The following is a 22,943-nucleotide window of genomic DNA, read 5'->3' as shown; positions in this document are numbered from 1 at the left end:
GTCTTTTCGGCGTCCTTTCAACCGTTCACTTCAGGGAGGTGCAGATGTTCCGAATGCCAGCAGCCTTCCCGAACGTGGTCCCACGGCGCGGCTGATCCAGCCCGTCGTCCGCGCCGGCTCCCGAGTGCTCCGCTAACTCGCCGGCCCGCGCATTTTTCCGACAGTCCGTTTTCGTTTCGCCCGCGTCATCCGCGCGGCCGGGCTGTTGCGTTTTCGACGTTCTCCGAACCGGAAAGTCCCGTCGCGCGATGCGCCGGGCAACGATACATGACCAGAAAAACCACCCATCTGGGCGGCCAGGCATTCCAGGCCGTCTTCGGCTTCACGTTCCGCTACTGGCGCAAGCAGCCGGTGCGCATCGCGACGATCACGACTCTGGCGCTGCTCGGCGCGCTTGCCGACGTGCTCACGCCGCTGTTCGCCGGACGCCTCGTCGATGCGCTGTCGGCCGGCCTGACCGACCGCGCCGCCGCGTGGCATTCGGCCATCGTCGCGTTCGGCACGCTGGCCGCGCTCGGCATCGGCGCGACGCTGCTGCGGCAGGGCGTCTACCTGAACATCATCACGCTCACGCTGAAGATGATGAGCGAGATCGCCGCCGCGTCGTTCCATCGCGTGCAGCGGTTCTCGACCGACTGGCACGCGAACAGCTTCGCGGGATCGACCGTGCGCAAGATCACGCGCGGAATCTGGGCGCTCGACCTGTTGAACGACACCGTGCTGATCGCACTGCTGCCGTCGGTCACGATGCTCGTCGGGGCGACGGTGCTGCTCGGCACGCACTGGCCTGTCATGGGGCTCGTCGTCGGCGTGGGTTCGCTGCTGTACATCTCGGTGACGGTCGCCGTGTCGCTCGGCATCGTCGCGCCGGCCGCGCGGCTCGGCAACATGTGGGATACGCGCATGGGCGGCGCACTCGCCGACGCGGTGAGCTGCAATGCGGTCGTCAAGGCGTTCGGCGCGGAAACGCGCGAGGAAGCACGGCTCGCGCGCGTGATCGGCAAATGGCGCCAGCGCACGCGCCGCACGTGGGTACGCGGCACGCTCAACGGCGGGCTGCAGGGTGCGATGCTCGTCGCGATGCAGGCGGCGATGATCGGCGTCGCGCTGCGGCTGTGGGCGAACGACGAAGCGAGCGTCGGCGACATCGCGTTCTCGCTGACGATGTTCTTCATGCTGCAGGGCTACCTGCGCGACGTCGGCATGCACATCCGCAACCTGCAGCGTTCGGTCAACGACATGGAAGAGCTCGTCGCGCTCGAGCGCCAGCCGCTCGGCATCGACGATCGTCCCGGCGCGCCGGCGATCCGGATCGGGCAAGGCGAGATCCGCTTCGAGCACGTGACGTTCCGCTACGGCAACCATCCGGTGCCGCTGTACGACGACTTCTCGATGCGCATCGCGCCCGGCGAGCGTGTCGGCCTCGTCGGCCATTCCGGGTCGGGCAAGACGACGTTCATCAAGCTGATCCAGCGTCTGTACGACGTGTCGGGCGGCCGCATCACGATCGACGGCCAGGATATCGCGCAGGTGCGGCAGGATTCGCTGCGCAGCCAGATCGCGATCGTCCAGCAGGAACCCGTGCTGTTCCACCGCACGCTGGCGGAGAACATCGCGTATGCGCGCCCCGACGCGAGCCGTGCGGACATCGAGCGCGCCGCGCGTCTCGCCAGCGCGCACGACTTCATCGCCGCGCTGCCGGACGGCTATGACACGCTCGTCGGCGAGCGCGGGATCAAGCTGTCGGGCGGCGAACGCCAGCGCGTCGCGATCGCGCGCGCGTTCCTCGCGGATGCGCCGATCCTGATCCTCGACGAAGCGACGTCGAGCCTCGACAGCGAAAGCGAGGTGCTGATCCAGCAGGCGATGGAGCGGCTGATGGTCGGCCGCACGACGCTCGTCGTCGCGCACCGGCTGTCGACGGTGCGCTCGCTCGACCGACTGCTCGTGCTCGATCGCGGCAAGGTGATCGAGGAAGGCAACCACGACGCGCTGATCCGCATCGACGGCGGGATTTATCGCCGGCTGTTCGAGCGGCAGGCGCTGGAGCTGGCGAAGGGCCTGATCGATTCGCCGCGGCGCGCGGTCAGCGGCGATGCCGGCCCGCGGGGAGAGCCGGCGGAGGCTTGACGGCAACCCGGTCGGGGCCGGACGTGCGGCAACTGCCGCCGCGCGTCCGGCCCCGACGCCGCCCGCCGCGATCACTTATCATACCGGCCAGGCAATTTGCGACGAAAGGCGGATCATGTTTACAGGCATTGTTCAGGGTGTTGGCGTCATCAAGGCCATCAAGGATCACGGCGAACTGAGAACGTTCAGCATCGAATTCCCCGAGCGGTTCACCACCGACATCGAGATCGGCGCGAGCGTCTCGGTCGACGGCGTCTGCCTGACGGTGACGACCATCCACTCGCCGCTGCTGATCGACTTCGACGTGATGTTGCCGAGCCTGAGAATCACCACGCTGGCCGACCTCACGACCGGCGCCCGCGTGAACGTGGAACGGGCCGCGAAGGACGGCGCGGAAATCGGCGGGCATCCGCTGTCCGGTCACGTCGACTTCATGGGGACCATCCTGCAAATCGCATCGTCCGAGCACAACCGGATGATCCGCATCGGCGTGCCGGCCGATTTCAAACGTTATGTGTTCGCGAAGGGCTATATCGCGATCAACGGCTGCAGCCTCACCGTGTCGGACGTCGATCGCGACGCAGGCTGGTTCGACGTCTGGCTGATTCCCGAAACGCGACGCGCGACCACCTTCGACGCCAAAGGCGTCGACGACAAGGTCAACATCGAGATCGAGCGCAGCACCCAGGTCGTCGTGGATACGATCCGCGAGTCGGTCAAGGAAACGCTCGGGGAGCTGACCGGCGTCGTGACGGCCTTGCTCGCGGAGAAAGGCATCGACATCGAGGAACTGCTCGCGCGCAACGTCGCGAAACTGCCGAAGGCGTAACGGACGCCTCCGCTCCCGGTGATCGGCGCGATCGCCGGGTGTCGGTTTCGGCCGACACACCGCGATCGGCCGCCCCGCGCGCCGCCGTCACTCCGCCTCCACCCGCGCCCCCTTCTCCACCGCCACCCGCTGCGATCGATAAATTCCCGCGTGCCCGGAAAACAGATAGGCGACCACGCAGGCGACGATCGCATAGACGCCGACATCCGCGCCGAACAATTCGATCGCCATGATCGTCGACGCGATCGGCGTGTTGGCCGCACCCGCGAACACCGCGACGAAGCCGAGCCCCGCGAGCACCGGCACCGGCAGCGCGAGCACCTGGCCGAGCGCGTTGCCGAGCGTCGCGCCGATGTAGAACAGCGGCGTCACTTCGCCGCCCTTGAATCCCGACGCGAGCGTGACGACGGTAAACGCGAACTTGCCCGCGAAATCGTAAGCCGGCAGCGGCCCGTGAAACGCGGCCTCGATCGTCGGAATCCCGAGCCCGAGATACTGCGGCACGTTCAGCACGGTGGCGGCGACCGCCACCAGCGCACCGCCGAGCACCGGCTGCAGCGGCGCATAGCGCACGACGCGACGGAACCATGCGGTCAGCGCATGCGTCGCGAACGCGAACAGCCGGCCGACGACGCCGAACGCGACACCCGCGACGACCGTCGCGGCCAGCCCCGTCGCCGACACGGCCGGCACGAACGGAATCGCATACACGGTGTGATGCACGCCCCACGCGCGGCACACGACGTCCGCGACGATCGCCGACGCGACGCAAGTCAGCAGCGCGTCGTACCGTACGCGGCCGATCGCGAGCACCTCGAGCCCGAACACGGCGCCCGCGAGCGGCGTGCCGAACACCGACGAAAAGCCGGCCGCGATGCCGCCCATCAGCAGCACGCGCCGATGCTCGCGATCGAGCCGGAACAGGTGCGTGACGCGATCGGCGAGCGCGCCGCCCATCTGCACGGCCGTGCCTTCGCGGCCGGCCGACCCGCCGAACAGGTGCGTGACGACGGTCGCGACGAGCACGAGCGGCGCCATCCGCTTCGGCACGAGCGCCTTCGGGTCGTGAATTTCGTCGATCAGCAGGTTGTTGCCACGCGCGACCGACTGGCCGAACCGGTGGTAGACCCAGCCGGTCGCGAAACCGGCGGCCGGCAGTCCCCACAACAGCCACGGATGCGCGACACGCGTGCCGGTCGCCCAGTCGAGCGCGATCAGGAACAACGCGGAAGCCGTTCCGGCCAGCGCGCCGAGCAAGGCAGAAAGCGCGAGCCAGCGGCACACGTAGCGCACGGTCGCGAAAAAATCGGCAGAAGTCGAGAAAAACATGATTTCCAGATTCGACAGGACATCAAAACCTGGGCGGCAGAATACCGCATGGACGGCCTGCGACCTCCTGACGACCCAGGAACACGCAGGCATCATCAGCCGGGCAACCGGCGGTTGAGGGCCGAACCGCGCGCGACGCACCGGGATCGACCGCAGGGAGGCATGCCATCTCCGCAGGCGGCAATTGTACGCGACGCCGTGCGGCGCGTGCAACGCGGCCCCGCCGGGGCCGCGCGCCGTCAGTCGAGCGGCATGCGCGTCACGCGCGAGATCAGTTGCGGCGCGATCCGCTCGAGCGGCAGGATCGCCGACGCGGCGCCGATCGCGGCGGCCGCCTTCGGCATCCCGTAGACGGCGCTCGTCGCCTCGTCCTGCGCGATCGTGTAGCAACCCTTCGCGCGCATCGCCTTCAGCCCGAGCGCCCCGTCGCGCCCCATTCCGGTCAGCAGCACGCCGAGCGCGTCGCCCTGCCAGCCGTCGGCGACGCTGTTGAAGAACACGTCGATCGACGGCCGGTACGGCGTCTCGGCCGGATGCCGCGTATAGCCGAGCACGCCGCGCGGCGACATGTACAAATGATCGTTGGTCGCCGCGAGCAGCACCTCGCCCGCCTGCGGCACGCTGCCCTCCCGCGCGACACGCACGGGCAGCCGCGTATAGCCGTCGAGCCACTCCGCCATGCCGAGCGCGAACGCCTGGTCGACGTGCTGCACGATCACGAGCGCAGCCGGAAAATCCGCCGGCAGCGCGCGCAGCAGCGCGGTGAGCGCGGTCGGCCCGCCCGCCGACGCGCCGATCGCGATCAGCGTCGGCAGGCCGCGCGCGAGGGTCGGCCCGGGCGGCACGAGCGTCACGGTCCGGCTTTCGAGCAGCCGGCCGATCTGGTCGATCTTCGCGAGCAGCGGCTGCGGCCCCGCATCCGACGGCAGGCCGAGCGCGAGCGTCGGCGTGTCGACCGCGTCGAGCGCGCCGGCGCCCATCGCCTCGTAGACCGACGACGTGTTCGCGCTGACGCTCGCGGTCACGACCAGGATCGCGCACGGCGCGCGCGCCATGATCTGCCGCGTCGCGGCCACGCCGTCGAGCTTCGGCATCACGAGATCCATCAGCACGAGGTCGGGCGGATGCGCGACGCAGAAATCCACCGCCTCGTCGCCGTCGGTCGCCACCCACAGCACGCGATGATCGGTGCGCAGCGCGATCACGCGGCGCAGCGCCTCCACGGCAAGCGGCAGATCGTTGACGATGCCGATGTTCATCCGCGTGCATCCCCGATCAGGTCGTGCACCGCATCGAGCAACGCCTCGTCGTGGAAACTGCTCTTCGCGAGGTAGTAGTCGGCGCCTGCGTCGAGCCCGCGCCGGCGATCCTCGTCGCGATCCTTGTACGACACGATCATCACCGGCACGCGCTTGAGCATCGGATCGCCCTTGATCAGCGTGACGAGTTCGATCCCGTCCATGCGCGGCATGTCGACGTCGGTGACGACCAGATCGAACGCGTCGCTGCGCACCGCGTTCCAGCCGTCCATCCCGTCGACCGCCACCGTCACGTCGTAGCCGCGCTTTTCCAGCAGCTTGCGTTCGAGCTCGCGCACCGTCAGCGAATCGTCGACGACGAGCACGCGGCGGCGCCGGTCGGCGAGCGCGAGCTGCGGATCGCGCTTGAGCTTCGCGAGCTGTCCGCCGCGCACGAGCTTGTCGACGGAGCGGATCAGGTCCTCGACATCGACGATCAGCACCGGGTCGCCATTCTCGAGCAACGCACCGGCCGCGATGTTCTGGATCTTGTTCAGGCGGCTGTCGAGCGGCTGCACGACGAGCATCCGTTCGCCGAGGAAGCGGTCCACGGCGACACCGTAGAGTTCGGGCTCGCCGCCGACGACCACGACCGCCGTGCTCGCGCGCGCGACGTTGGGTTCGCCCGCATCGAGCAGCTGATGCGCGCCGACGAGGCCCGCGCGCCGGCCGTCGAACGGAAAATGCGGCTGCCCTTCGAGCACGTCGATGTCGTCGTGCGACAGTTCGAGCGTGCGGCGCACGTGCGCGAGCGGGAACGCGTACGGCTCGCCGCCGACCTCGACCAGCAGGCTGCGGATCACCGACAGCGTGAGCGGCAGCTGCAGCACGAAGCGCATGCCCGCGCCGGGCTCGTTGAAGATGCGCACCGCGCCGCGCACGCCGCGCACCATTTCCTGCACGGCGTCGAGGCCGACGCCGCGCCCCGACACGTCGGTCACCGCGTCGCGCATCGAGAAGCCCGGCAGCAGCAGGAATTCGAGCAGTTCGGGATCGGACAGCCGCGCGGCCGTCTCGTCGTCGGTCAGGCGCTGGCGCACGACCGCCGCGCGCAATGCGTCCATGTCCACGCCCGGCCCGTCGTCGATCACGCTGACGAGCAGCGAGCCGGCGCTGTGGCGCGCCTCCAGCGTGACGCTCGCCTCGGCCGGCTTGCCGCGTGCGCGACGCGCGTCGGGCGCGTCGACGCCGTGATCGATCGCGTTGCGCAGCAGGTGGCCGAGCGGCGCGTCGAGCAGGTCGAGGATGTCGCGGTCGACCTGCGTGCCTTCGCCGACGATCGAGAAGCGCACCTGCTTGCCGAGCGAGCGCGCGAGATCGCGGACGATGCGCGGATACGCGCGCGTCGCGTCGCCGAACGGCCGCATCCGGCACTGCAGCGCCTCGTCGTACAACTGCTCGGCGATGTGCGTGCTGCGCCGCTCGAAGCGGTCGAATTCGTCCATGCGCTCGGCGAGCGAGCGCTGCAGGTCGTTGAGCATGTGCCGCACTTCGTTCACCGACGCGAGCACGCCCGCGTCGAGATCGTCGGCAAACTGTTCGTACAACAGATCGAGCGAACGGGCCGCATCGCGCTGCGCACGCTTCACGCGCAGCATCGACTCCGCGAACGGCTTGAGCCAGCGCGATTCGACGAGCGACTCGCCGGACAGGCTCAGCAGCCGGTTCAGCGTATCGGCCCGCACGCGGCGCATCGCGCCCGCGCCGGCCGCGCGGCCGGCCTGGACCGGATCGGGCACGGCCGCCGACACGGCGAGCGGCGGCACCGCGGCGCCGGCCCCCACGGATTCGTTCGCGGCGCCGTCGTGCTCGCGATGCGGCACGACGGACGGCGGCGCCGGCGGCGGCGCGAAGGCCGAGGCCGAGACCGGCATCGCGTGCGCGCCGTCGGCGCCCGTCAGCGCCAGCGCGAACGCCTCGATCTCCGTCGACGACACGGGCTGCGCCTGCGGATCGGCGACGCGCACCAGCAGGTCGACGCCGGCGAGCAGCACGTCGACGTGCGTGGCCGTCAGCGCGATCGTGCCGGCCTGCGCGGCGACGAAGCATTCTTCCATGCGCCCCGCGATGTCGACGCCGAGCGGCACGCCGACGATGCGGGCGGCGCCCTTCAGCGAATGCGCGGCGCGCATGCACGCCTCGAGCACGACGGAGTCGGGCTCGCCCGATTCGAGCGCGAGCAGGCGTTCGGACAGCGCCTGGGTCTGCGTGCGCGTCTCCTCGCGATACAGCTCGAGCAGGGACAGGTGGCTCAGATCGTCATCGCCGCTCATCGCATGCTCCGTGTCACGGCGTCGAACAGCCGATCGTCGTCGAGCAGGCCCACCGACTTGCCGCGCCACGACAGCACGCCGCGCGACAGCCCGGCGCTTGCGCGCCCGACCGTCGCCGGCACGGGCACCCATTCGGATGCGCTGAAGCGCAACACGCCCTCGACTTCGTCGACCGGAAACACGACCGGCTCGCCCTGGTGCGCGGCGACCAGCAGCCGCGTGAAACGGCCGTCCGTGCCGCCGTTGCCGCCCTTGCCCGCGTCGAGGCCGAGCAGCGCGCCGATCGAGATCGCGATGCGCAGCGTGCCGCGAATGTTGACCACGCCGCGCACGGCCGAATGACGGCGATACGGCAGCGAATGGATCGGACGCGTGCCGGCGATCTCGCGCAGCACGCCGATCGGCAGCGCGAGCCATTCGTCGGCGACGCGAAACGCCAGCGCCGCCTGGCGCGTATCGTCGTCGCCATGCGCGCGGGTCGCGTCGAACGCGCTGATCCGCTGCGTGGCGTCGGCCATCTCGGCGACGCCGAGCGGGCGCTCGAGCAGCTTCGCCGCGTGATACGCGTAGACCGGACAGTTCAGGCAGCGCAGGCAGTCGGCCAGCCGCTCGCACGAGCGGTCGCCGTGCGTGCCGATCCGGTTCCAGCAATCGTCGACGCCGAGCGTCGTGTCGTCAGTGGCAACGGCGTCGCGGTTCATTCTTTCCTCGGTCATCCCGATGTCGGCTCCCAACCCGTATTCCCGTTATCCGGCCGAGCGTCGCGCACGCTCGAGCAGCCATCGCGCGCCGGCGCCGTCGCCGTCGACGTCGAGCAAGGTCGCGAGATGCGTCAGCGCTTCGTGATGCGTCGGCCGCAGATACAGCGCCTTCCGGTAGAAGTCGCCCGCTTCCGCGACGCGCCCCCGCGCATCCGCGATCAGCCCGTTCAGGTAGAACGCGTCGGCGTGCGGCCCGGCGTGCGCGGAGAACTGCGCGAGCACGCGCTCTGCCTCGTCGAACGCGCCCGCGTTGGCCAGCGCCTGCGCTTCCTCGAGCGTCGGTGCGGCGCTGCCGCCGGCCGGTGTCGCCGGCGCGGGCGTGTCGGCCACGTTGGCCACCCGGGCCGGCGAGTCGGCGTGCAGGTCGGCCCGCGGCTCGAGCGCCGTCGGGCGCTCGGCCGGCGCGAACGCGGCGCGCGACGGCGCGGCATCGCTCCACGTCGGCGGCACGACGGCCAGCAGCGGGCGCGTCGCGGCGGGCGGCGCCACCGTGAAGCGCTCGGCGCGACGGTACGGCGCGATCGCGGGCATCGGTGCCGCATGGCCGTCCGCCGCGGCGCCGCCGCGCATGCGATGAAACGCGAACGCCAGCGGCACGCGCGCCGAGCGCATCCCGTGCCGCATCGCGACGCCCGTTTCGGCGGGCCCGACGAACAGCATCCCGTCGTCGGCGAGCGAGTTTTCGAGCGAATCGATCACGCGATCCTGTGCGTCGCGGTCGAAATAGATCAGCACGTTGCGGCAGAATACGAAGTCGTAGCGGATGCCCGTGTCGGGGCCCGGTTCGACCAGGTTCGCCTGGCGAAACTGCACGCACGCGCGCACGCGCTCGTCGAGCAGCCAGCCGTCGGCGACCGGCGTGAAGTAGCGGCCGCGGAACTCGGTCGACGTGCCGCGAAACGCATTGCGCCCGTAGCAGCCGAGCCGCGCCTGTTCGATCGCGCGCGCGCTCAGGTCGATCGCGTCGATCGTGAAGCTGGCCGGATCGAGCCCGGCGTCGAGCAGCGCCATCGCCGCCGAATACGGTTCCTCGCCGGTCGAGCACGGCGCGCTCAGCACGCGGATCACGCGCCCGGGCATCGCGGCAAGCCGCTCGGCCGCGAGCCGCGCGAGCGTCGCGAACGCCTCGCGATCGCGGAAGAACCACGTCTCCGGCACGACGAACAGTTCAATCAGCGCGCGCCGCTCGTCGGCCGACGCGTTGAGCTGCTGCCAGTAGGCGTCGAGCGCTTCCGGCGTGACGGGCGGCCGCGCCGCCGACGGCAGCCGCTCGCCGTCGCCCTGCAGCGCCTGCACGCGCTCCGTCAGCGCGCGGCTCAGGAAATCGTTGCCGAGCGAATCGGGGTCGATGCCGGTCTCGCGCAGCAGCCAGCCGCGAAATCGCGAATCGGGTTCTTTCATGCGGACTCCCCTCCGTGGCCCGGCAGGCCGTCGAACAGATACAGGCGCGCGACGTCGTCGATCAGGTCGGACACCGAGACCTGCTGCACGATCCCGTCCGGCGTGTTCGCGACGCGCCCGAGCCAGCGCGTGCGCGCGGTCGACACGCCGCTGGCGCGGAACGCGGTGCGGTCGATCCGCAGCGTCTGCGTCGCGCGCTCGACGATCAGGCCGACCACGCGATCGCGGTCGGGCTGCCCGACGCGATAGCGCGCCATCACCAGCCGCGTCGACCGCAGCGCATGCGCGCGCCGTCCGAGCGCCAGCATCGGCACGTCGATCACGGGTACGGGCTGACCGCCGCGCATCAGCAGCCCGGCAATCCATTCGGGCGCGCCGGGCACGGCCTTGGCGGTCGCAAGCGGCAGCACCTCGTCGATGTCGGCCGCGTCGAGCGCATAGCGCTCGTCGTCGAGCTCGAACATCAGGAACAGCGCGTGCGCGCCGCCGTGCGACTCGGCGCGCGTCACGCGTCGACCTTGAAGCGCGACACGCTGGTGCGCAACTGGTTCGCGACGAGCGTCAGGTCGTCGATCGCCTGCGACGACTGGCGCAGCGATTCGGCCGTCTGCTGCGCGGCCTCCGACAGTTGCGACAGCGCCTGCGTGATCTGCTCGGCGCCGTTCGCCTGGGTCTGCATCCCTTCGTTGACCATCTGGAAGCGCGGCGCGAGCGTCTGCACCTCGGCGATGATCTGCGACAGCTGCCCGCCGACCTGCTGCACGTCGAGCATCCCGCGACGCACTTCCTCCGAGAACTTGTCCATCCCCATCACGCCCGCCGACACGGCCGACTGGATCTCCTTCACCGTCTGCTCGATGTCGTACGTCGCCACCGCCGTCTGGTCGGCGAGGCGGCGGATCTCGGTCGCGACGACCGCGAAGCCGCGGCCGTATTCGCCGGCCTTCTCGGCCTCGATCGCCGCGTTCAGCGACAGCAGGTTGGTCTGGTCGGCCACCTTGGTGATCGTCGCGACGACCTGGTTGATGTTCAGCGCCTTCTCGTTGAGGATCGCGAGCTTCGCGTTCACCGAACCGGCCGCGTCCATCACGCTGCGCATCGTCTCGCCCATCCGCGTGAGGCCGCTCTGGCTCACGCCGGCGAGCGTCGCCGACTGCTCGGCCACGCCGGCCACCTCGTTCATCGTGCGCAGCAGGTCGCGCGACGTCGCGAAGATCTCGCGCGAGGTCGCGCCGATCTCGGTCGTCGTCGCCGCGGTCTCGTTCGCGGTCGCCTGCTGCTCGCGCGACGTCGCCGCGATTTCGGCGACCGACGTCGTCACCTGCAGCGACGACTGCTGCGCGCGCGCGACCAGCTCGGTCAGCTCGTCGGCCATCCGGTTGAAGCCCGTCTCGAGCGTGCCGAACTCGTCGCGGCGGCGCAGGTCGAGGCGGCGCGTCAGGTTGCCGGTGCGCATCACGTCGTGCACCTCGACGAGCCGCGCCATCGGCACGGTGACGGAACGGTACAGCCCGTAGCCCAGCCCCAGCGCGGACAGCAGCACGATCGCCAGCGCGGTCGCGAGGACGATCTCGGTGTCCTGCACGGATTCGCGGATCAGTTTCGCGGACTGGTCGGCGAACTTGCGGTTTTCCTGCACCAGGATATTCGCATTGCGCACGACCTCGGCCCACGCAGGCTGCACCTTCGCATAAGCGGCGACGGCCTCCTCGCGCGACGCGCGGCTCTTCTGCACCGCGTCGTTCAGCAGCGGCAGGTAGCGGTCGAAGGCGCCGCGAAACGCCGCGAAGCGCTGACGGTCGTCATCGCGGAACGTCGTGTTCTGATAGTCGACCGACAACGACTCGATCTCCTTGAGCGTCTCGCCGATCTTCGCGAAATCACGCTGCACGAGTTCGGGATCGGTGTCGACGAACGTCGCCTGCTGCAGCGTCGCGAACGATTCGTTGACCGCCCCGCGCAGCGACGCCGCCAGATACACGCCCGGCAGCGAATCGCGTTCGATGCTGACGGCCTCGGTGTTGATCGCACGCAGGCGCTCGTAGGACACGCCGGCCGTCACCAGCATCAGCACGAACAACACGCCGAAGCTGAACAGGATACGGTTGCCGAGCGTCAGCCGGGCGGTGCCGATCGTCGGGTGCAGGCTTTCATTGGTCGCGCGAGGCGTCACGGTGGCCATGTTCGTTATGGGCTTTCTAAAATCAGCGTTGAAAAAAACCGCGCCCGCCCGCGCGCCGGACGGCGCGCCACGAGCGCATCGGGGTCTGCGGGCGGCGCGGCACCGGCCGGCCGCGCCGCGAAATCATCGCTCCGCTTGCGCCGGCAGCCGAAGCGCGACCATGAAGCCGCGCGCCGTATTGCGCATCAGGATCTGGCCGCGATGCCGCGCGGCCGTCGCGCGGACGAACGCAAGCCCGAGGCCGAAGCCGCTGCGCGCCGCGCCATGCGCGGATTCGAGCCGCACGAACGACTCGGTCGCGGCCGTGCGCTGCTCGGGCGCGATGCCGGAGCCGGCGTCCTCGACGCCGATCAGCCACGCACCGCCGTCGTCGCTCAGCGTGCAGTGCACGTCCGTACCGGCCGGGCCGTACTTCAGCGCGTTGTCGATCAGGTTCGCGACCGCGCGCGTGAGCATCATGCGGTCGCCCATCGTCACGCACTCGGTGCCGGGCACGTGGGCAAATACCCGGCTGCCGAATCCGGCCGCCTTCTCCCACAGCTGGTCGACGGCGTCGAGCACGATCTCGTTGAGACTCAGGACCTCGTGCGCGCGACGTTCCGACTGCGCGCGGGTCAGGTGGATGAAGCCGTCGGCGAGCGCGAGCGCGCGCCGTGCGTGGCCGGCAATGCGCTCCATGATCGGCGGCATGTCGCCGTGCTCGGTCCGGTAGACCTCGAGCAGCGCGAGGATCGACGTCTGCGGCGAACGCATGTCGTGCGACAGGAAATCCAGCGCTTCGTCGCGCTGGCGCGACATCAGGTACGAATTCGAGTGATAGCGGATGCGCGCGGTCAGCTCCATCGCGTCCGGGAGCTTCACGAGGTAGTCGTTCGCGCCGGCGATGAACGCCTCGCGCTTGACGATCGGCTCCTCCTTCGCCGACAGCACGATGATCGGCACGCGTGCGGTGTCGGTGTCCGCGCGCCACGCGCGAACAAGGTCGAGGCCGTCGATTTCCGGCATCACGAGATCCTGCAGGATGACCGTCGGCTTCACGTCGCGCGCGACCGCCATCGCCCGATGTGCGTCCGTGCACACATGCAGGTCGATATCGTGCTCGCTGCGCAATGCGCGGCGGATCACCTCGCCGACGAACGGCTGATCGTCGACGAGGAGAACCGATAGCCCCGACTCCAGACAATCCGGCGCATTTTCACCGCTGGATTCTTTCATAAATACCGTTTCAAACGCCAAATCTCCAATTGATTCTTTCATAGGAGTTGTTTATCCGACTTGGACGCCATCTTAAAACTGGCGGCGGAGAAATCCGCCAATTGTTGCCGATCTGGCCTGTCGGCATTGCCTCGCGGGGATCCGAGCGCCGAATTCACCCCGACGACGGTCGCATTACCTCCGCGCGCTTTCTCTCAATAAAGATAACCGGCTGATTCTAAATGAAATTAGAACACAGCATCTATCTCCTTCCGGTTTAGTTTTGCCAAATATGGTGAAAGAGCGGGATTCAGATAAATCAGATCATTTCCGGATGCGAAAGACGATAACGTTTGCGAAGCCGGCACCGCGAGGTTTGCATGCGCTGCAAGGCCGTCGTGTCGAGCGCTTTGGGGCCGGATTCCGATGCGGCGGAATCGGAAGAGATGGAAGGGGGAAAATCGTGCGCCGCGCCTGGATCGGCGCGACGCGAAGGCTCGCGGCACCGCGCGACGAACACGATCGGCGCGGCCACGCGTTCATGGCGCGCGCGCTGCCGGCTACCCGCGCGCGTGCTGCGCGGACACTTCCTGCAGGTCGAGATCGCGCTCGAGCATGTGCAGCATCTCGTCGTGGATGCGGCCCGAACGATGCAGACGCAACAATTCCGCACGCCCGGCCTTGATCGCGGCCAGCACGACGTCGTAGTGCGCGGTGCGTACCTCCGCCGGATAAGCAGGCTCGTTCTTCGCCCGCTCGGTCAGTTCCGCGCGATACGTGTATTGCTCCAGCAGGCGCGGGTGAATCACCTTGCCGCTGTCGTCGCGCACCAGCGGCTGGATCGCCGCGAGCTGCGCGGCCTCGATGTGCGCCCACGCCTGCGGCTCGGTCAGGTGATGCGCGGCGCGCTCCTCGCGCTGAGGCAGGCGCAGCAGCCGGATCAGCGGCCCGATCGTCGTGCCCTGCATGAGCACGGTGACGAGGATCACCGCGAACGACGCGACCAGGATCACGTCGCGGCCCGGCATCGCCTCCGGCAACGACAGCGCGATCGCCAGCGTCACGACCCCGCGCATCCCGGCCCAGCTCATGATCGTCGCGGCCTTCCAGTCGGGTGCGGCACCGCGCCGAATGATCCCGCGCACCGGCACCTTCAGCGCCTCGACCGCGTAGATCCAGACGAAGCGCGACACGATCACCGCCACCAGCACCGCGAGCACCGGCGGGACCATCGTCGCGAGCACCTGCTCGAAACCGCCGAGCCGGTGGATCGCGCCGCGCAGCGACAGCCCGATCAGCACGAACACCAGCGCTTCGAGCAGGAACACGATGACCTGCCAGAACGCAGTGCCGCGCGTGCGCACGGCCGCCGAGAACACCTCGTGCTGATGCCAGCCGACGATCATGCCGGCCGTGACCGTCGCGATCACGCCCGACACCTCGACCATCTCGCCCGCGATGTACGCGATCCAGCCGGCGATCACCGCGACGGTAATCACCAGATAGTCGTCATCGAGCAGCTTCAGGAACCACACGACGAGCTTGCCGACCAGGAAACCGACCACGACACCGCCGAGCCCGAGTTCCGCGAAGCGCACGACCGCGTGCTCGAGGCTGAACGCGCCCGTCAGCGCGGCGGCGACCGCGAAGCGGAACAGCACCAGGCCCGCCGCATCGTTCAACAGGCTTTCCCCTTCGAGCAGCACCATCAGCCGGCGCGGGAGCGCGACGCGTTCGAGCACCGCCTTCGCGGCCACCGCATCGGGCGGCGACACGATCGCGCCGAGCGCGAAGCACGCGGCCCATGGCAGCGACGGCACGACCCAATGCACGGCGAAACCGACCGCGAACGTCGTGAACACCACCGCGCCGATCGCGAGCATCATGATGCCGCCGACGTTGCGCTTGAACTCCTCCCACACCGAGAAATACGCGCCGTCCATCAGCAGCGGCGGCAGGAACACGAGCAGCACGAGTTCCGGATCGAGATTGATCGGCGGCAGGCCGGGAATGAACGCGATGCCGATGCCGCCGATCAGCAGCGCGGCCGCGGGCGGCAATCGCAACCGCTTGGCGATGTATTCGAGCGCGACGATCGCGAGGAATGACAACAGAATCAGCTTGAATGCCGAGACGGGGGACATGAATCGACCTCGTGAGGAATGAATGCGCACGCCAGCCGGTGTCGTACCCCGGTCGGCCAATTCGCGCGATTACATCACGATGCGATGCAGGCAGTCGAGCGCGTTCGGCAAGCACGGCGCGCGGTGCCGCCACGATGACGCAATGGCGGGCATCGCCGCGCCCGTCGGCGTGCGCCGAGACGAAAACGGCACGCGGGCCGGCACGATCGCCCGCCCGCGTGCCGTCAGCCGTCAAGCCGCCGCCCGTCGCGCTAGCGGCGCCGCACGACCATCAGGCGCGGCTCGGTCATGTCCTCGATCGCGTAGCGGATCCCTTCGCGGCCGAGCCCCGAATCCTTCACGCCGCCATACGGCATGTTGTCGACGCGGAACGACGGCACGTCGTTGATCACGACACCGCCCACCTCCAGCTCGTCCCACGCACGCTGCGCATGCGCGAGCGAATCGGTGAACACGCCGGCCTGCAGCCCGAAGTCGCTGTCGTTGACGCGCGCGAGCGCATCGTCGAAGCGCTCGAACTTCTCGAGGATCGCGACGGGACCGAATGCCTCCTTGCGGTACAGGTCCTGTTCGCGACCGACGTTTTCCAGCAGTGTCGCCTCGAACATCGCGCCGTCGACCTTGCCGCCCGCGACGATCTTCGCGCCCGCCGCGACGGCCGCGTCCATCCAGCCGGACAGCCGGCGCGATTCGGATTCGGAGATCATCGGGCCGACGAACGTCGACGGATCCTTCGGATCGCCCATCTTCAGCGAACGCGTCTTCGCGATCAGCTTGTCGCGCAGCGCGTCGTACAGATCCGCATGCACGAGGATCCGCTGCACGCCGATACAGCTCTGGCCCGACTGGTAATACGCGCCGAACGCGAGACGCTCGACCACGTAGTCGAGCTGCTCGCGCTGGTCCGCGTCGACGATCGCCGCCGCGTTGCCGCCGAGCTCCAGCACGACCTTCTTCTTCCCGGCCTTCTCCTTGAGCGCCCAGCCCACGGCCGGCGAACCGGTGAACGACAGCAGCCTGAAGCGCTCGTCGGTCGTGAACAGGTCCGCGCCGTCGCGATGCGCGGGCAGCACCGAGAATGCCCCCTTCGGCAGGTCGGTTTCGGCGAGCACCTCGCCGATGATCAGCGCGCCGATCGGCGTGCGGCTCGCGGGTTTCAGCACGAACGGACAGCCCGCGGCCAACGCGGGTGCAACCTTGTGCGCGGCGAGGTTCAGCGGGAAGTTGAACGGCGAGATGAACGAGCACGGGCCGATCGGCACGCGCCGCGTATAGCCGGTGTAGCCTTGCGCGCGTGCGGAGATCTCGAGGTTGATCACCTCGCCGTCGATGCGCACCGACTCCTCGGACGCGACGCGGAACGTATCGATCAGCCGCGTCACTTCGCCCTTCGAATCGTTGATCGGCTTGCCGGCCTCGATGCACAACGCCTCCGCCAGCTCGTCGAATCGCTCGCGAAAGCGCGCGACGCAGTGGTCGAGCACCGCCTGACGCTTGTACGCCGGCAACTCGCGCATCGGCTTCGCGGCGTCGACCGCCGCGCCGATGGCCGCATCGATCGCCTTCGCGTCGGCCAGCGCGACGCGGGTCGCGACCTTGCCGCTGAATTTGTCGGTCACTTCCAGATCGGTGTTCGCGTAGACGGCCTCGTTGGCCAGATAGTACGGATAGGTATCCTTCAGCATGGAACGCTCCTTCCGGTGAACTGCGGATTCAGAGTTGCGCCGACAGGCGCTTGATTTCGCGGTTGAGCACGCGTTCGTTGTCCGAATAGTCGATCGGTACGTCGATCACGTGCACGCCCGGCGTCGCGAAGCAGTCGCGCAGCAGCGGCTCGAGATCGTCGGCCGCTTCGACGCGATGCCCGTGCGCGCCGTAGCTCTGCGCATACGACACGAAATCGGGGTTCTTCAACGTCATCGCGAAATCGGGGAAGTTCATGTTCTCCTGCTTCCAGCGGATCATTCCGAACGCGTCGTCGCGCAGGATCATCACGACGATGTCGAGCTTCAGCCGCACGGCCGTTTCGAGTTCCTGCGAATTCATCATGAAGCCGCCGTCGCCGCACACGGCGATCACCTTGCGCTGCGGATGCACGATCTTCGTCGCGATCGCCGACGGCAGGCCCGCGCCCATCGACGCGAGCGCGTTGTCGAGCAGCAGCGAGTTCGGTTCATGCGCACGCCAGTAGCGCGCGAACCAGATCTTGTACATCCCGTTGTCGAGACAGACGATCCCGTCGGTCGGCAGCGCGTTGTACAGGTCGTTCACGATCCGCACCGGGTACATCGGGAAGCGCGGGTCGTGCTGGCCTTTCTGCAGGTGCGCGTCGAAGTGCTCCTTGATCATCGCGAAGCGCGTGAAATCCCAATGCGGCTGCGGCGCGATCGCCTCCTTCATCTGCCACACCGCGTTCGCGATGTCGCCGACCACCTCGATCTGCGGGAAGTAGACGGGATCGACCTGCGCGCCGAGGAAGTTCACGTGGATCACGGTCTTGTCGTCCGTGCGCATGAAGAACGGCGGCTTCTCGATCACGTCGTGGCCGACGTTGATGATGCAGTCCGCATGCTCGATCGCGCGGTGCACGAAGTCGCCGTCGGACAGCGTCGCGTTGCCGAGCCACAGCGGATGCGTTTCGTCGATCACGCCCTTGCCCATCTGGGTCGTGAAGAACGGGATGCCCGTCTTGTCGACGAATTCGAGCAGCATCTTGCAGGTCGTCTTGCGATTGCCGCCCGCGCCGATCATCAACAGCGGGTGGCGCGCGGCCTGGATCGCGTCGACCGCGTGCGCGACCGCCTTCTCCTCCGCCACCGGCCGCCGGCTGTAGCTGCGCGGAATCGGCTTGCCGTCGCCCTCCTCGTGCGCGATGTCCTCCGGGAGCTCGAGGTGCGCGGCGCCGGGGCGCTCCTCCTCCGCGCGACGGAACGCCTCGCGCACCGCCGACGGGATGTTGCCGATCGACACGATCTGTCGCGTGAACTTCGTGAGCGGCTGCATCATGCCGACGACGTCGACGATCTGGAAGTGCCCCTGCTTGCTGGACTTGATCGGCTTCTGCCCGGTGATCATCAGCATCGGCATGCCGCCGAGCTGCGCATACGCGGCAGCCGTCACGAAGTTGGTCGCGCCCGGCCCGAGCGTCGCGAGACACACGCCGGTGCGGCCCGTCAGCCGCCCGTAGGTGGCGGCCATGAACCCGGCCGCCTGCTCGTGCCGGGTCAGCACGAGCTTGATCTTCGATCGCCGCAGCGATTCGAGCAGATCGAGGTTTTCCTCGCCGGGGATGCCGAACACGTACTCGACGCCTTCGGCTTCCAGCGCCTTCACGAACAGATCCGATGCTTTCATGGGGGACTCTCGGTTGATGCCGCCTGCCCGGCTTACGAGCGCGCGACGTTCAGAACGCGCGCCGGCCTACGGCACGCGGACGCTTTACCTACTGGTGACCACGGCACTGCCCGCCGCGCAACGCACGGCGGCGCCTCCCTGTGCAGGAGGACAAACGGATCCGCCCGCGCGCGGCAAGCACGCACGGGCGGCAAGGACGTTTTTGATTGTAGACGGATTCGCGGAATTCCGACTTCGGCCGAATGGCCGGGTCCGGCCGCGCAAAAGGATCGGCCTGACGGCCAATTCGCCCTCAAACGGCGCGCGCGGCCCTATTGTTGGACGCACCCCGATTCCATTTACCAAACCTGTGAACCATGGTTGACATACCGCGATCCATGTCCTACAGTGCGCCTACGTTCAGTATCCGGACTACCGACGTCTTCGACGCGTGGTTTGCCCGCCTGCAGGATCGCGTCGCCCGGCGGCGCATCCAGGCGCGCATCGACCGTCTGTCGATGGGCAACCCGGGTGACTGGAAATCCGCCGGCTCACCCGTCGTCGAAATGCGTGTCGACCACGGCCCCGGCTATCGCGTCTATTACGTCAGACGCGGAACGATATGGGTGATCCTGCTCTGCGGCGGCGACAAGTCGACGCAACAGGCGGACATCCGCGCCGCGCACGCGATGCTCGAGCGGCTCGACCTGGAGTGATCGATGGACAAGATCAAGACCCGGCCATGGGATTCGGCCGAACACCTGAAAACCGACGACGACATGGCCGACTACTTCGAGGCCTGTCTGCAGGAAGCCGGCGACGACCCGGCCTTCATCGCGCATGCGCTCGGCGTGATCGCCCGCGCGCGCGGCATGTCGCAGGTCGCGCGCGATGCGGGCCTGTCGCGCGAAGGTCTGTACAAGGCGCTGTCGCACGACGGCAATCCGAGCTTCGGCACGATCCTGAAAGTGATCAAGGCCCTCGGCCTGCAACTGCACGGCGCGAAGGCACACGCTTGATTCAGCGGCGTACGGCGGCGCGCCACGTGCGCAACGGCCGCGCCCGCATCAATGCAACCACTCGGCCGCCCAGCGCGGCACCAGCGAGACCAGATACAGCCCGAGCCCGATCAGCCCGCCGACCAGCGTGCCGTTGATGCGGATGTACTGCAGGTCCTTGCCGATGTTCAACTCGATCTGCCGCGACATCTCGCGCGCATCCCAGTTGCGCACCGTATCGCGGATGTGACGCATCAGGAAATCCGCGAAATCCGGCGCCATCTCGTGCACGGCCTTCTCGACGTGCTCGTTCAGCGACGCGCGCAGCGCCGGGCTCTCCGCGAGCCGCGCGCCGAGCCAGCCGCCGAGCGTCGCGGCCTGCCGGTGCAGCGTCGAATCGGGCCGCGCGAGATCGGCCTTCAGCCATGCGCGCAACTGGTCCCACAGATCGCGTACATAGTCGTTGAACGCGTCGCCGTCGCGGATGTAGCGCTTGATTTCGTCGCCCTTCGCGATGAACACCGGGTCATGCTTCAGCCGCTCGGTGAGCCGCACGACCGTGCGGTCGAAGCGCTGTCGCAATTCGTGCTCCGGATCGGCCGCCACGCCCTCGAGCACGCGGCTCACCGCGCTCGCCAGCATGCGCGCGCCGTTCTCGCCGAACCACTGCGTCGGCATGATCTTCTCGACCTTCGGGTATTGCGTCTTCAGCCATTCGACGATGAAGCCCGCGATCACCTCACGGTTCTCTTCCTTGTCGAGCACGTCGACCACCTGCGCGATCGCGTCGTCGAGCAACGCCTGGTGACGGCCGTCCTTCGTCAGCGTGTCGAGGATCGCGCCCACCGACTGCGACAGGTCGATCCGGTCGATCACCGCGCGGAACGCGTCGTGGACGAACGACTGGATCCGCGCATCGTCGGTCATGTCGAGCGCGAAGCTCATCAGCTTCGTCACGTAGCCGCCGAGCGCGTCGGTGTTCGCGGGCTCGCCGAGCCATGCGCCGAGTTTCCGTGCGGGATCGTGCTGGCGAATCTGCGCGACGAGTGCGTCGGGACCGAGGAATTTCTCGCGCACGAACACCGCGAGGTTGTCGGCGATCTTGTCCTTGTTCTTCGGGATGATTTCGGTGTGGCGCGACACGAACGGAATCGGCACGCGGCGGAACAGCGCGACGACCGCGAACCAGTCGGCGAGCGCGCCGACCATCGCGGCCTCGGCCACCGCCTTGAAACCGTCGACCCACGGGCCGCGCGGCAGCAGGATCGTCGTGACGAATACCGCGACCGCGGCCAGCAGCAGCCATAGCGCGCGGCGCTTGCTGCGTTTCAGTTCGAGGGCTTTGTCTGGCGTCATGGGCGACCGGTGAAACGGCAATGCCGCTAATATGCACCGATCGCCGGCCCGCGACAAACCCGCGCGCGTGGCGCGAGCCGGAAAGGTTGCCCGGAACAGGTTTCCCTCGACGTTTCAGCGACCCGACGCGAACACGGCCGCGCCGGCCGCGTTCGCGCTCTGCCTCAGAGAAACGTCTTCAGGTTCACCGCCGGATCGGCGAGCTTCGCCGGATCGGGCACGGCGCCTGCCGCGATCAGGCGCCGCGATGCACCGATGTCGCGCCCCAGATTCGCCGCGGCCACCGCAGCGATCTTCCCGTCGTCGTCGAGCCCGAACACTGTGAACGGCCCGCTCGCGGGATCGCCACGCACGACGGTCGTTCGCTCGCCGCCGAACAGCCCGAGCATCTGCAGGTTGCAGTCGTACTGATCGGACCACAGCCACGGCAGCTCGGCATAGATTTCGTCCGCACCCAGCAGGTTCGCAGCCGCGACCGCCGGCTGATTCTCCGCGACCTGCCACGACTCGATCCGCACGTGACGCCCGAGCAGCGGATTGAAGTGCATCGTCACCTCGCCCGCCGCGAAGATCGCGCGATCGGCCGTCCGGCATCCCGCATCGACACGGATGCCGTTGTCGACCTCAAGGCCGGCCGCCTGCGCGAGTTCGACGTTGGGCACGACGCCGATGCCGATCACGACGACATCGGCCGGCACGTCGCCGCGATCGGTCTCGACGATCGCGCTGCCGCCCGGTGCGCGACGAATCGCGCGCGGCAGCGTCGCCATCTGGAAGGTCACGCCACGTGCGTCATGCAGTTGCCGCGCATACGCGCCGACGACTTCCGGCAACGCACGCTGCAGCAAGCGTTGAGCCGGGTCGATCACCGTCACGTCGCAACCGAGCTGGCGTGCCGCGGCCGCCACTTCGAGGCCGATGAAGCCGCCGCCGAGCACCGCCACGCGACGCCCCGGCGCGAGCTGCGCGCGCAACGCACGCGCGTCGGCAACGGTGCGCACGTAATGCGGGACGACGCCGTCGTCGACCGGCCCGCCGAACGCGCGCACGCGCGAACCCGTCGCGAGCACGAGCCGGGCGTACGGCAACGTCGCGCCGTCGTCGAGCCGCACGCGCTGCGCATCGCGCTCGATCGCGTCGACGCACGTGCCGAGCCGCAGCTCGATGCGCTGCGCGTCGTACCAGGCCGCATCGCGGATGAACGCGCGCTGCTCGCCGCCGTCGCCCAGCAGCGCGTCCTTCGACAGCGCGGGCCGATCGTACGGCAGCTCGCGCTCCGCGCCGATCATCACGATGCGTGCGTCGGCGTCGCGCGCGCGCAGCGCCTCGGCCGTGCGCCGCGCCGCGTGGCCGGCGCCGACGATCACGAACGGGTCAGCCGACATTGACTTCCACCTGACCGTCGACGATCCGGATCGGATACGTCCGTACCGGCTCGGTGATCGGCGCGCATTTCGGCGCACCGGTGCGAATGTCGATCAGCCCCTGGTGCAGCGGGCATTCGACGCAGCCGTCTTCCACATAGCCTTCGGACAGCCTCGCGTGACCATGCGAACAGAGGTCGTGCATCGCGAACAGTTCGTCGCCGATCCGGAACACCGCGATCGGCTTCTGGCCGGCGACGCGCGCGGCCGGTTCGTCTTCGGAGAATTCGTCGAATGCGCCCAGCGGATGCCATTCGGCGAGCGTTGCTTCGGTCATGTCGTTTCCTTCGC

At 68.5% G+C, this 22,943-nt stretch carries 19 protein-coding genes and 1 riboswitch; of the genes, 4 read left to right on the top strand and 15 right to left on the bottom strand.

All coding sequences use genetic code 11. The annotated features are described in order from the left end of the window. The first annotated feature begins 267 nt into the window (after positions 1-267). Together WS45_RS11055 and WS45_RS11050 are read left to right on the top strand one after the other, a co-directional pair. Positions 268-2,130 (top strand): ABC transporter ATP-binding protein, encoded by a 1,863-nt coding sequence (locus WS45_RS11055; protein ID WP_059699829.1) that lies wholly within the window; start codon positions 268-270, stop codon positions 2,128-2,130. Positions 2,131-2,245: 115 nt separating this feature from the next. Next, positions 2,246-2,959 carry a riboflavin synthase gene (locus tag WS45_RS11050; protein WP_059531652.1) on the top strand — a complete coding sequence of 238 codons (714 nt, stop codon included), beginning with the start codon at positions 2,246-2,248 and terminating at the stop codon, positions 2,957-2,959. An 87-nt stretch (positions 2,960-3,046) separates the two neighbouring features. Here WS45_RS11050 and WS45_RS11045 read toward each other — a convergent pair whose 3' ends face one another. The 12 genes from WS45_RS11045 to WS45_RS10995 form a co-directional block, all read right to left on the bottom strand. Next, positions 3,047-4,288: a voltage-gated chloride channel family protein gene (locus tag WS45_RS11045; protein WP_059699827.1), complete on the bottom strand. Its 1,242-nt coding sequence runs from the start codon at positions 4,286-4,288 to the stop codon at positions 3,047-3,049. A gap of 79 nt (positions 4,289-4,367) precedes the next feature. Then, positions 4,368-4,470, bottom strand: a riboswitch (Fluoride riboswitch). A 57-nt stretch (positions 4,471-4,527) separates the two neighbouring features. Further along, entirely contained in the window at positions 4,528-5,547 is a 1,020-nt protein-coding gene (locus WS45_RS11040) for a chemotaxis response regulator protein-glutamate methylesterase (protein ID WP_059699825.1), read from the bottom strand. Continuing rightward, positions 5,544-7,859, bottom strand: coding sequence for a hybrid sensor histidine kinase/response regulator (locus tag WS45_RS11035; protein ID WP_059699823.1), 2,316 nt, complete (start codon positions 7,857-7,859; stop codon positions 5,544-5,546). Before WS45_RS11035 ends, WS45_RS11040 begins: the two co-directional genes overlap by 4 nt. After that, positions 7,856-8,560 (bottom strand): chemotaxis protein CheW, encoded by a 705-nt coding sequence (locus WS45_RS11030; RefSeq protein WP_059699821.1) that lies wholly within the window; start codon positions 8,558-8,560, stop codon positions 7,856-7,858. The genes WS45_RS11035 and WS45_RS11030 overlap by 4 nt, the downstream gene beginning before the upstream one ends. Positions 8,561-8,605: 45 nt before the next feature. After that, positions 8,606-10,021: a CheR family methyltransferase gene (locus WS45_RS11025; protein WP_059699820.1), complete on the bottom strand. Its 1,416-nt coding sequence runs from the start codon at positions 10,019-10,021 to the stop codon at positions 8,606-8,608. Then, positions 10,018-10,530 (bottom strand): chemotaxis protein CheW, encoded by a 513-nt coding sequence (locus WS45_RS11020; RefSeq protein ID WP_059699818.1) that lies wholly within the window; start codon positions 10,528-10,530, stop codon positions 10,018-10,020. Before WS45_RS11020 ends, WS45_RS11025 begins: the two co-directional genes overlap by 4 nt. Then, a complete protein-coding gene (locus tag WS45_RS11015) occupies positions 10,527-12,203 on the bottom strand; it encodes a methyl-accepting chemotaxis protein (RefSeq protein ID WP_059531674.1) in 1,677 nt (558 codons plus the stop codon). The genes WS45_RS11020 and WS45_RS11015 overlap by 4 nt, the downstream gene beginning before the upstream one ends. A gap of 123 nt (positions 12,204-12,326) precedes the next feature. Continuing rightward, positions 12,327-13,460 carry a hybrid sensor histidine kinase/response regulator gene (locus tag WS45_RS11010; RefSeq protein ID WP_059531677.1) on the bottom strand — a complete coding sequence of 378 codons (1,134 nt, stop codon included), beginning with the start codon at positions 13,458-13,460 and terminating at the stop codon, positions 12,327-12,329. 256 nt (positions 13,461-13,716) lie between these two features. Then, entirely contained in the window at positions 13,717-13,932 is a 216-nt protein-coding gene (locus tag WS45_RS34875; protein ID WP_156437112.1) for a hypothetical protein, read from the bottom strand. A 25-nt stretch (positions 13,933-13,957) separates the two neighbouring features. Then, positions 13,958-15,541 (bottom strand): Na+/H+ antiporter, encoded by a 1,584-nt coding sequence (locus tag WS45_RS11005; RefSeq protein ID WP_059699816.1) that lies wholly within the window; start codon positions 15,539-15,541, stop codon positions 13,958-13,960. 251 nt (positions 15,542-15,792) lie between these two features. Continuing rightward, positions 15,793-17,226, bottom strand: coding sequence for an aldehyde dehydrogenase family protein (locus WS45_RS11000; RefSeq protein ID WP_059531683.1), 1,434 nt, complete (start codon positions 17,224-17,226; stop codon positions 15,793-15,795). 28 nt (positions 17,227-17,254) lie between these two features. Further along, on the bottom strand, positions 17,255-18,895 hold the full coding sequence (locus WS45_RS10995) for an acetolactate synthase large subunit (RefSeq protein WP_059689500.1): 1,641 nt from the start codon (positions 18,893-18,895) through the stop codon (positions 17,255-17,257). A gap of 377 nt (positions 18,896-19,272) precedes the next feature. Between WS45_RS10995 and WS45_RS10990 the strand changes: the two genes are divergently transcribed. Beyond that, on the top strand, positions 19,273-19,590 hold the full coding sequence (locus WS45_RS10990; protein ID WP_107938181.1) for a type II toxin-antitoxin system RelE/ParE family toxin: 318 nt from the start codon (positions 19,273-19,275) through the stop codon (positions 19,588-19,590). Positions 19,591-19,593: 3 nt separating this feature from the next. Continuing rightward, positions 19,594-19,893 carry an addiction module antidote protein gene (locus WS45_RS10985; RefSeq protein ID WP_006750245.1) on the top strand — a complete coding sequence of 100 codons (300 nt, stop codon included), beginning with the start codon at positions 19,594-19,596 and terminating at the stop codon, positions 19,891-19,893. A 48-nt stretch (positions 19,894-19,941) separates the two neighbouring features. Here WS45_RS10985 and WS45_RS10980 read toward each other — a convergent pair whose 3' ends face one another. The 3 genes from WS45_RS10980 to andAb form a co-directional block, all read right to left on the bottom strand. Then, the gene (locus WS45_RS10980; protein ID WP_059699813.1) at positions 19,942-21,228 is read right to left on the bottom strand and encodes a DUF445 domain-containing protein; all 1,287 of its coding nucleotides are present in this window, start codon (positions 21,226-21,228) and stop codon (positions 19,942-19,944) included. A 164-nt stretch (positions 21,229-21,392) separates the two neighbouring features. Next, entirely contained in the window at positions 21,393-22,613 is a 1,221-nt protein-coding gene (gene andAa / locus WS45_RS10975) for an anthranilate 1,2-dioxygenase system ferredoxin--NAD(+) reductase (RefSeq protein ID WP_059699812.1), read from the bottom strand. After that, on the bottom strand, positions 22,603-22,929 hold the full coding sequence (andAb, locus tag WS45_RS10970; RefSeq protein WP_039344765.1) for an anthranilate 1,2-dioxygenase ferredoxin subunit AndAb: 327 nt from the start codon (positions 22,927-22,929) through the stop codon (positions 22,603-22,605). The genes andAa and andAb overlap by 11 nt, the downstream gene beginning before the upstream one ends. Positions 22,930-22,943 lie beyond the last annotated feature (14 nt).

Source organism: Burkholderia sp. RF2-non_BP3 (assembly GCF_001522185.1).
Classification (GTDB): domain Bacteria; phylum Pseudomonadota; class Gammaproteobacteria; order Burkholderiales; family Burkholderiaceae; genus Burkholderia; species Burkholderia diffusa.
This window is presented reverse-complemented; position numbering and strand designations above follow the sequence as displayed.

Bases quoted from the DNA above. Each gene is read 5' to 3' on its own strand.
- WS45_RS10985 (WP_006750245.1), top strand. From the start codon at position 19,594: ATGGACAAGATCAAGACCCGGCCATGGGATTCGGCCGAACACCTGAAA.
- WS45_RS10980 (WP_059699813.1), bottom strand. From the start codon at position 21,228: ATGACGCCAGACAAAGCCCTCGAACTGAAACGCAGCAAGCGCCGCGCG.
- andAa (WP_059699812.1), bottom strand. From the start codon at position 22,613: ATGTCGGCTGACCCGTTCGTGATCGTCGGCGCCGGCCACGCGGCGCGG.
- WS45_RS11035 (WP_059699823.1), bottom strand. From the start codon at position 7,859: ATGAGCGGCGATGACGATCTGAGCCACCTGTCCCTGCTCGAGCTGTAT.
- WS45_RS10990 (WP_107938181.1), top strand. From the start codon at position 19,273: ATGTCCTACAGTGCGCCTACGTTCAGTATCCGGACTACCGACGTCTTC.
- WS45_RS11045 (WP_059699827.1), bottom strand. From the start codon at position 4,288: ATGTTTTTCTCGACTTCTGCCGATTTTTTCGCGACCGTGCGCTACGTG.
- andAb (WP_039344765.1), bottom strand. From the start codon at position 22,929: ATGACCGAAGCAACGCTCGCCGAATGGCATCCGCTGGGCGCATTCGAC.
- WS45_RS11055 (WP_059699829.1), top strand. From the start codon at position 268: ATGACCAGAAAAACCACCCATCTGGGCGGCCAGGCATTCCAGGCCGTC.
- WS45_RS11005 (WP_059699816.1), bottom strand. From the start codon at position 15,541: ATGTCCCCCGTCTCGGCATTCAAGCTGATTCTGTTGTCATTCCTCGCG.
- WS45_RS11030 (WP_059699821.1), bottom strand. From the start codon at position 8,560: ATGAACCGCGACGCCGTTGCCACTGACGACACGACGCTCGGCGTCGAC.
- WS45_RS10995 (WP_059689500.1), bottom strand. From the start codon at position 18,895: ATGAAAGCATCGGATCTGTTCGTGAAGGCGCTGGAAGCCGAAGGCGTC.
- WS45_RS11000 (WP_059531683.1), bottom strand. From the start codon at position 17,226: ATGCTGAAGGATACCTATCCGTACTATCTGGCCAACGAGGCCGTCTAC.
- WS45_RS11015 (WP_059531674.1), bottom strand. From the start codon at position 12,203: ATGGCCACCGTGACGCCTCGCGCGACCAATGAAAGCCTGCACCCGACG.
- WS45_RS11040 (WP_059699825.1), bottom strand. From the start codon at position 5,547: ATGAACATCGGCATCGTCAACGATCTGCCGCTTGCCGTGGAGGCGCTG.
- WS45_RS11010 (WP_059531677.1), bottom strand. From the start codon at position 13,460: ATGAAAGAATCAATTGGAGATTTGGCGTTTGAAACGGTATTTATGAAA.
- WS45_RS11050 (WP_059531652.1), top strand. From the start codon at position 2,246: ATGTTTACAGGCATTGTTCAGGGTGTTGGCGTCATCAAGGCCATCAAG.
- WS45_RS11025 (WP_059699820.1), bottom strand. From the start codon at position 10,021: ATGAAAGAACCCGATTCGCGATTTCGCGGCTGGCTGCTGCGCGAGACC.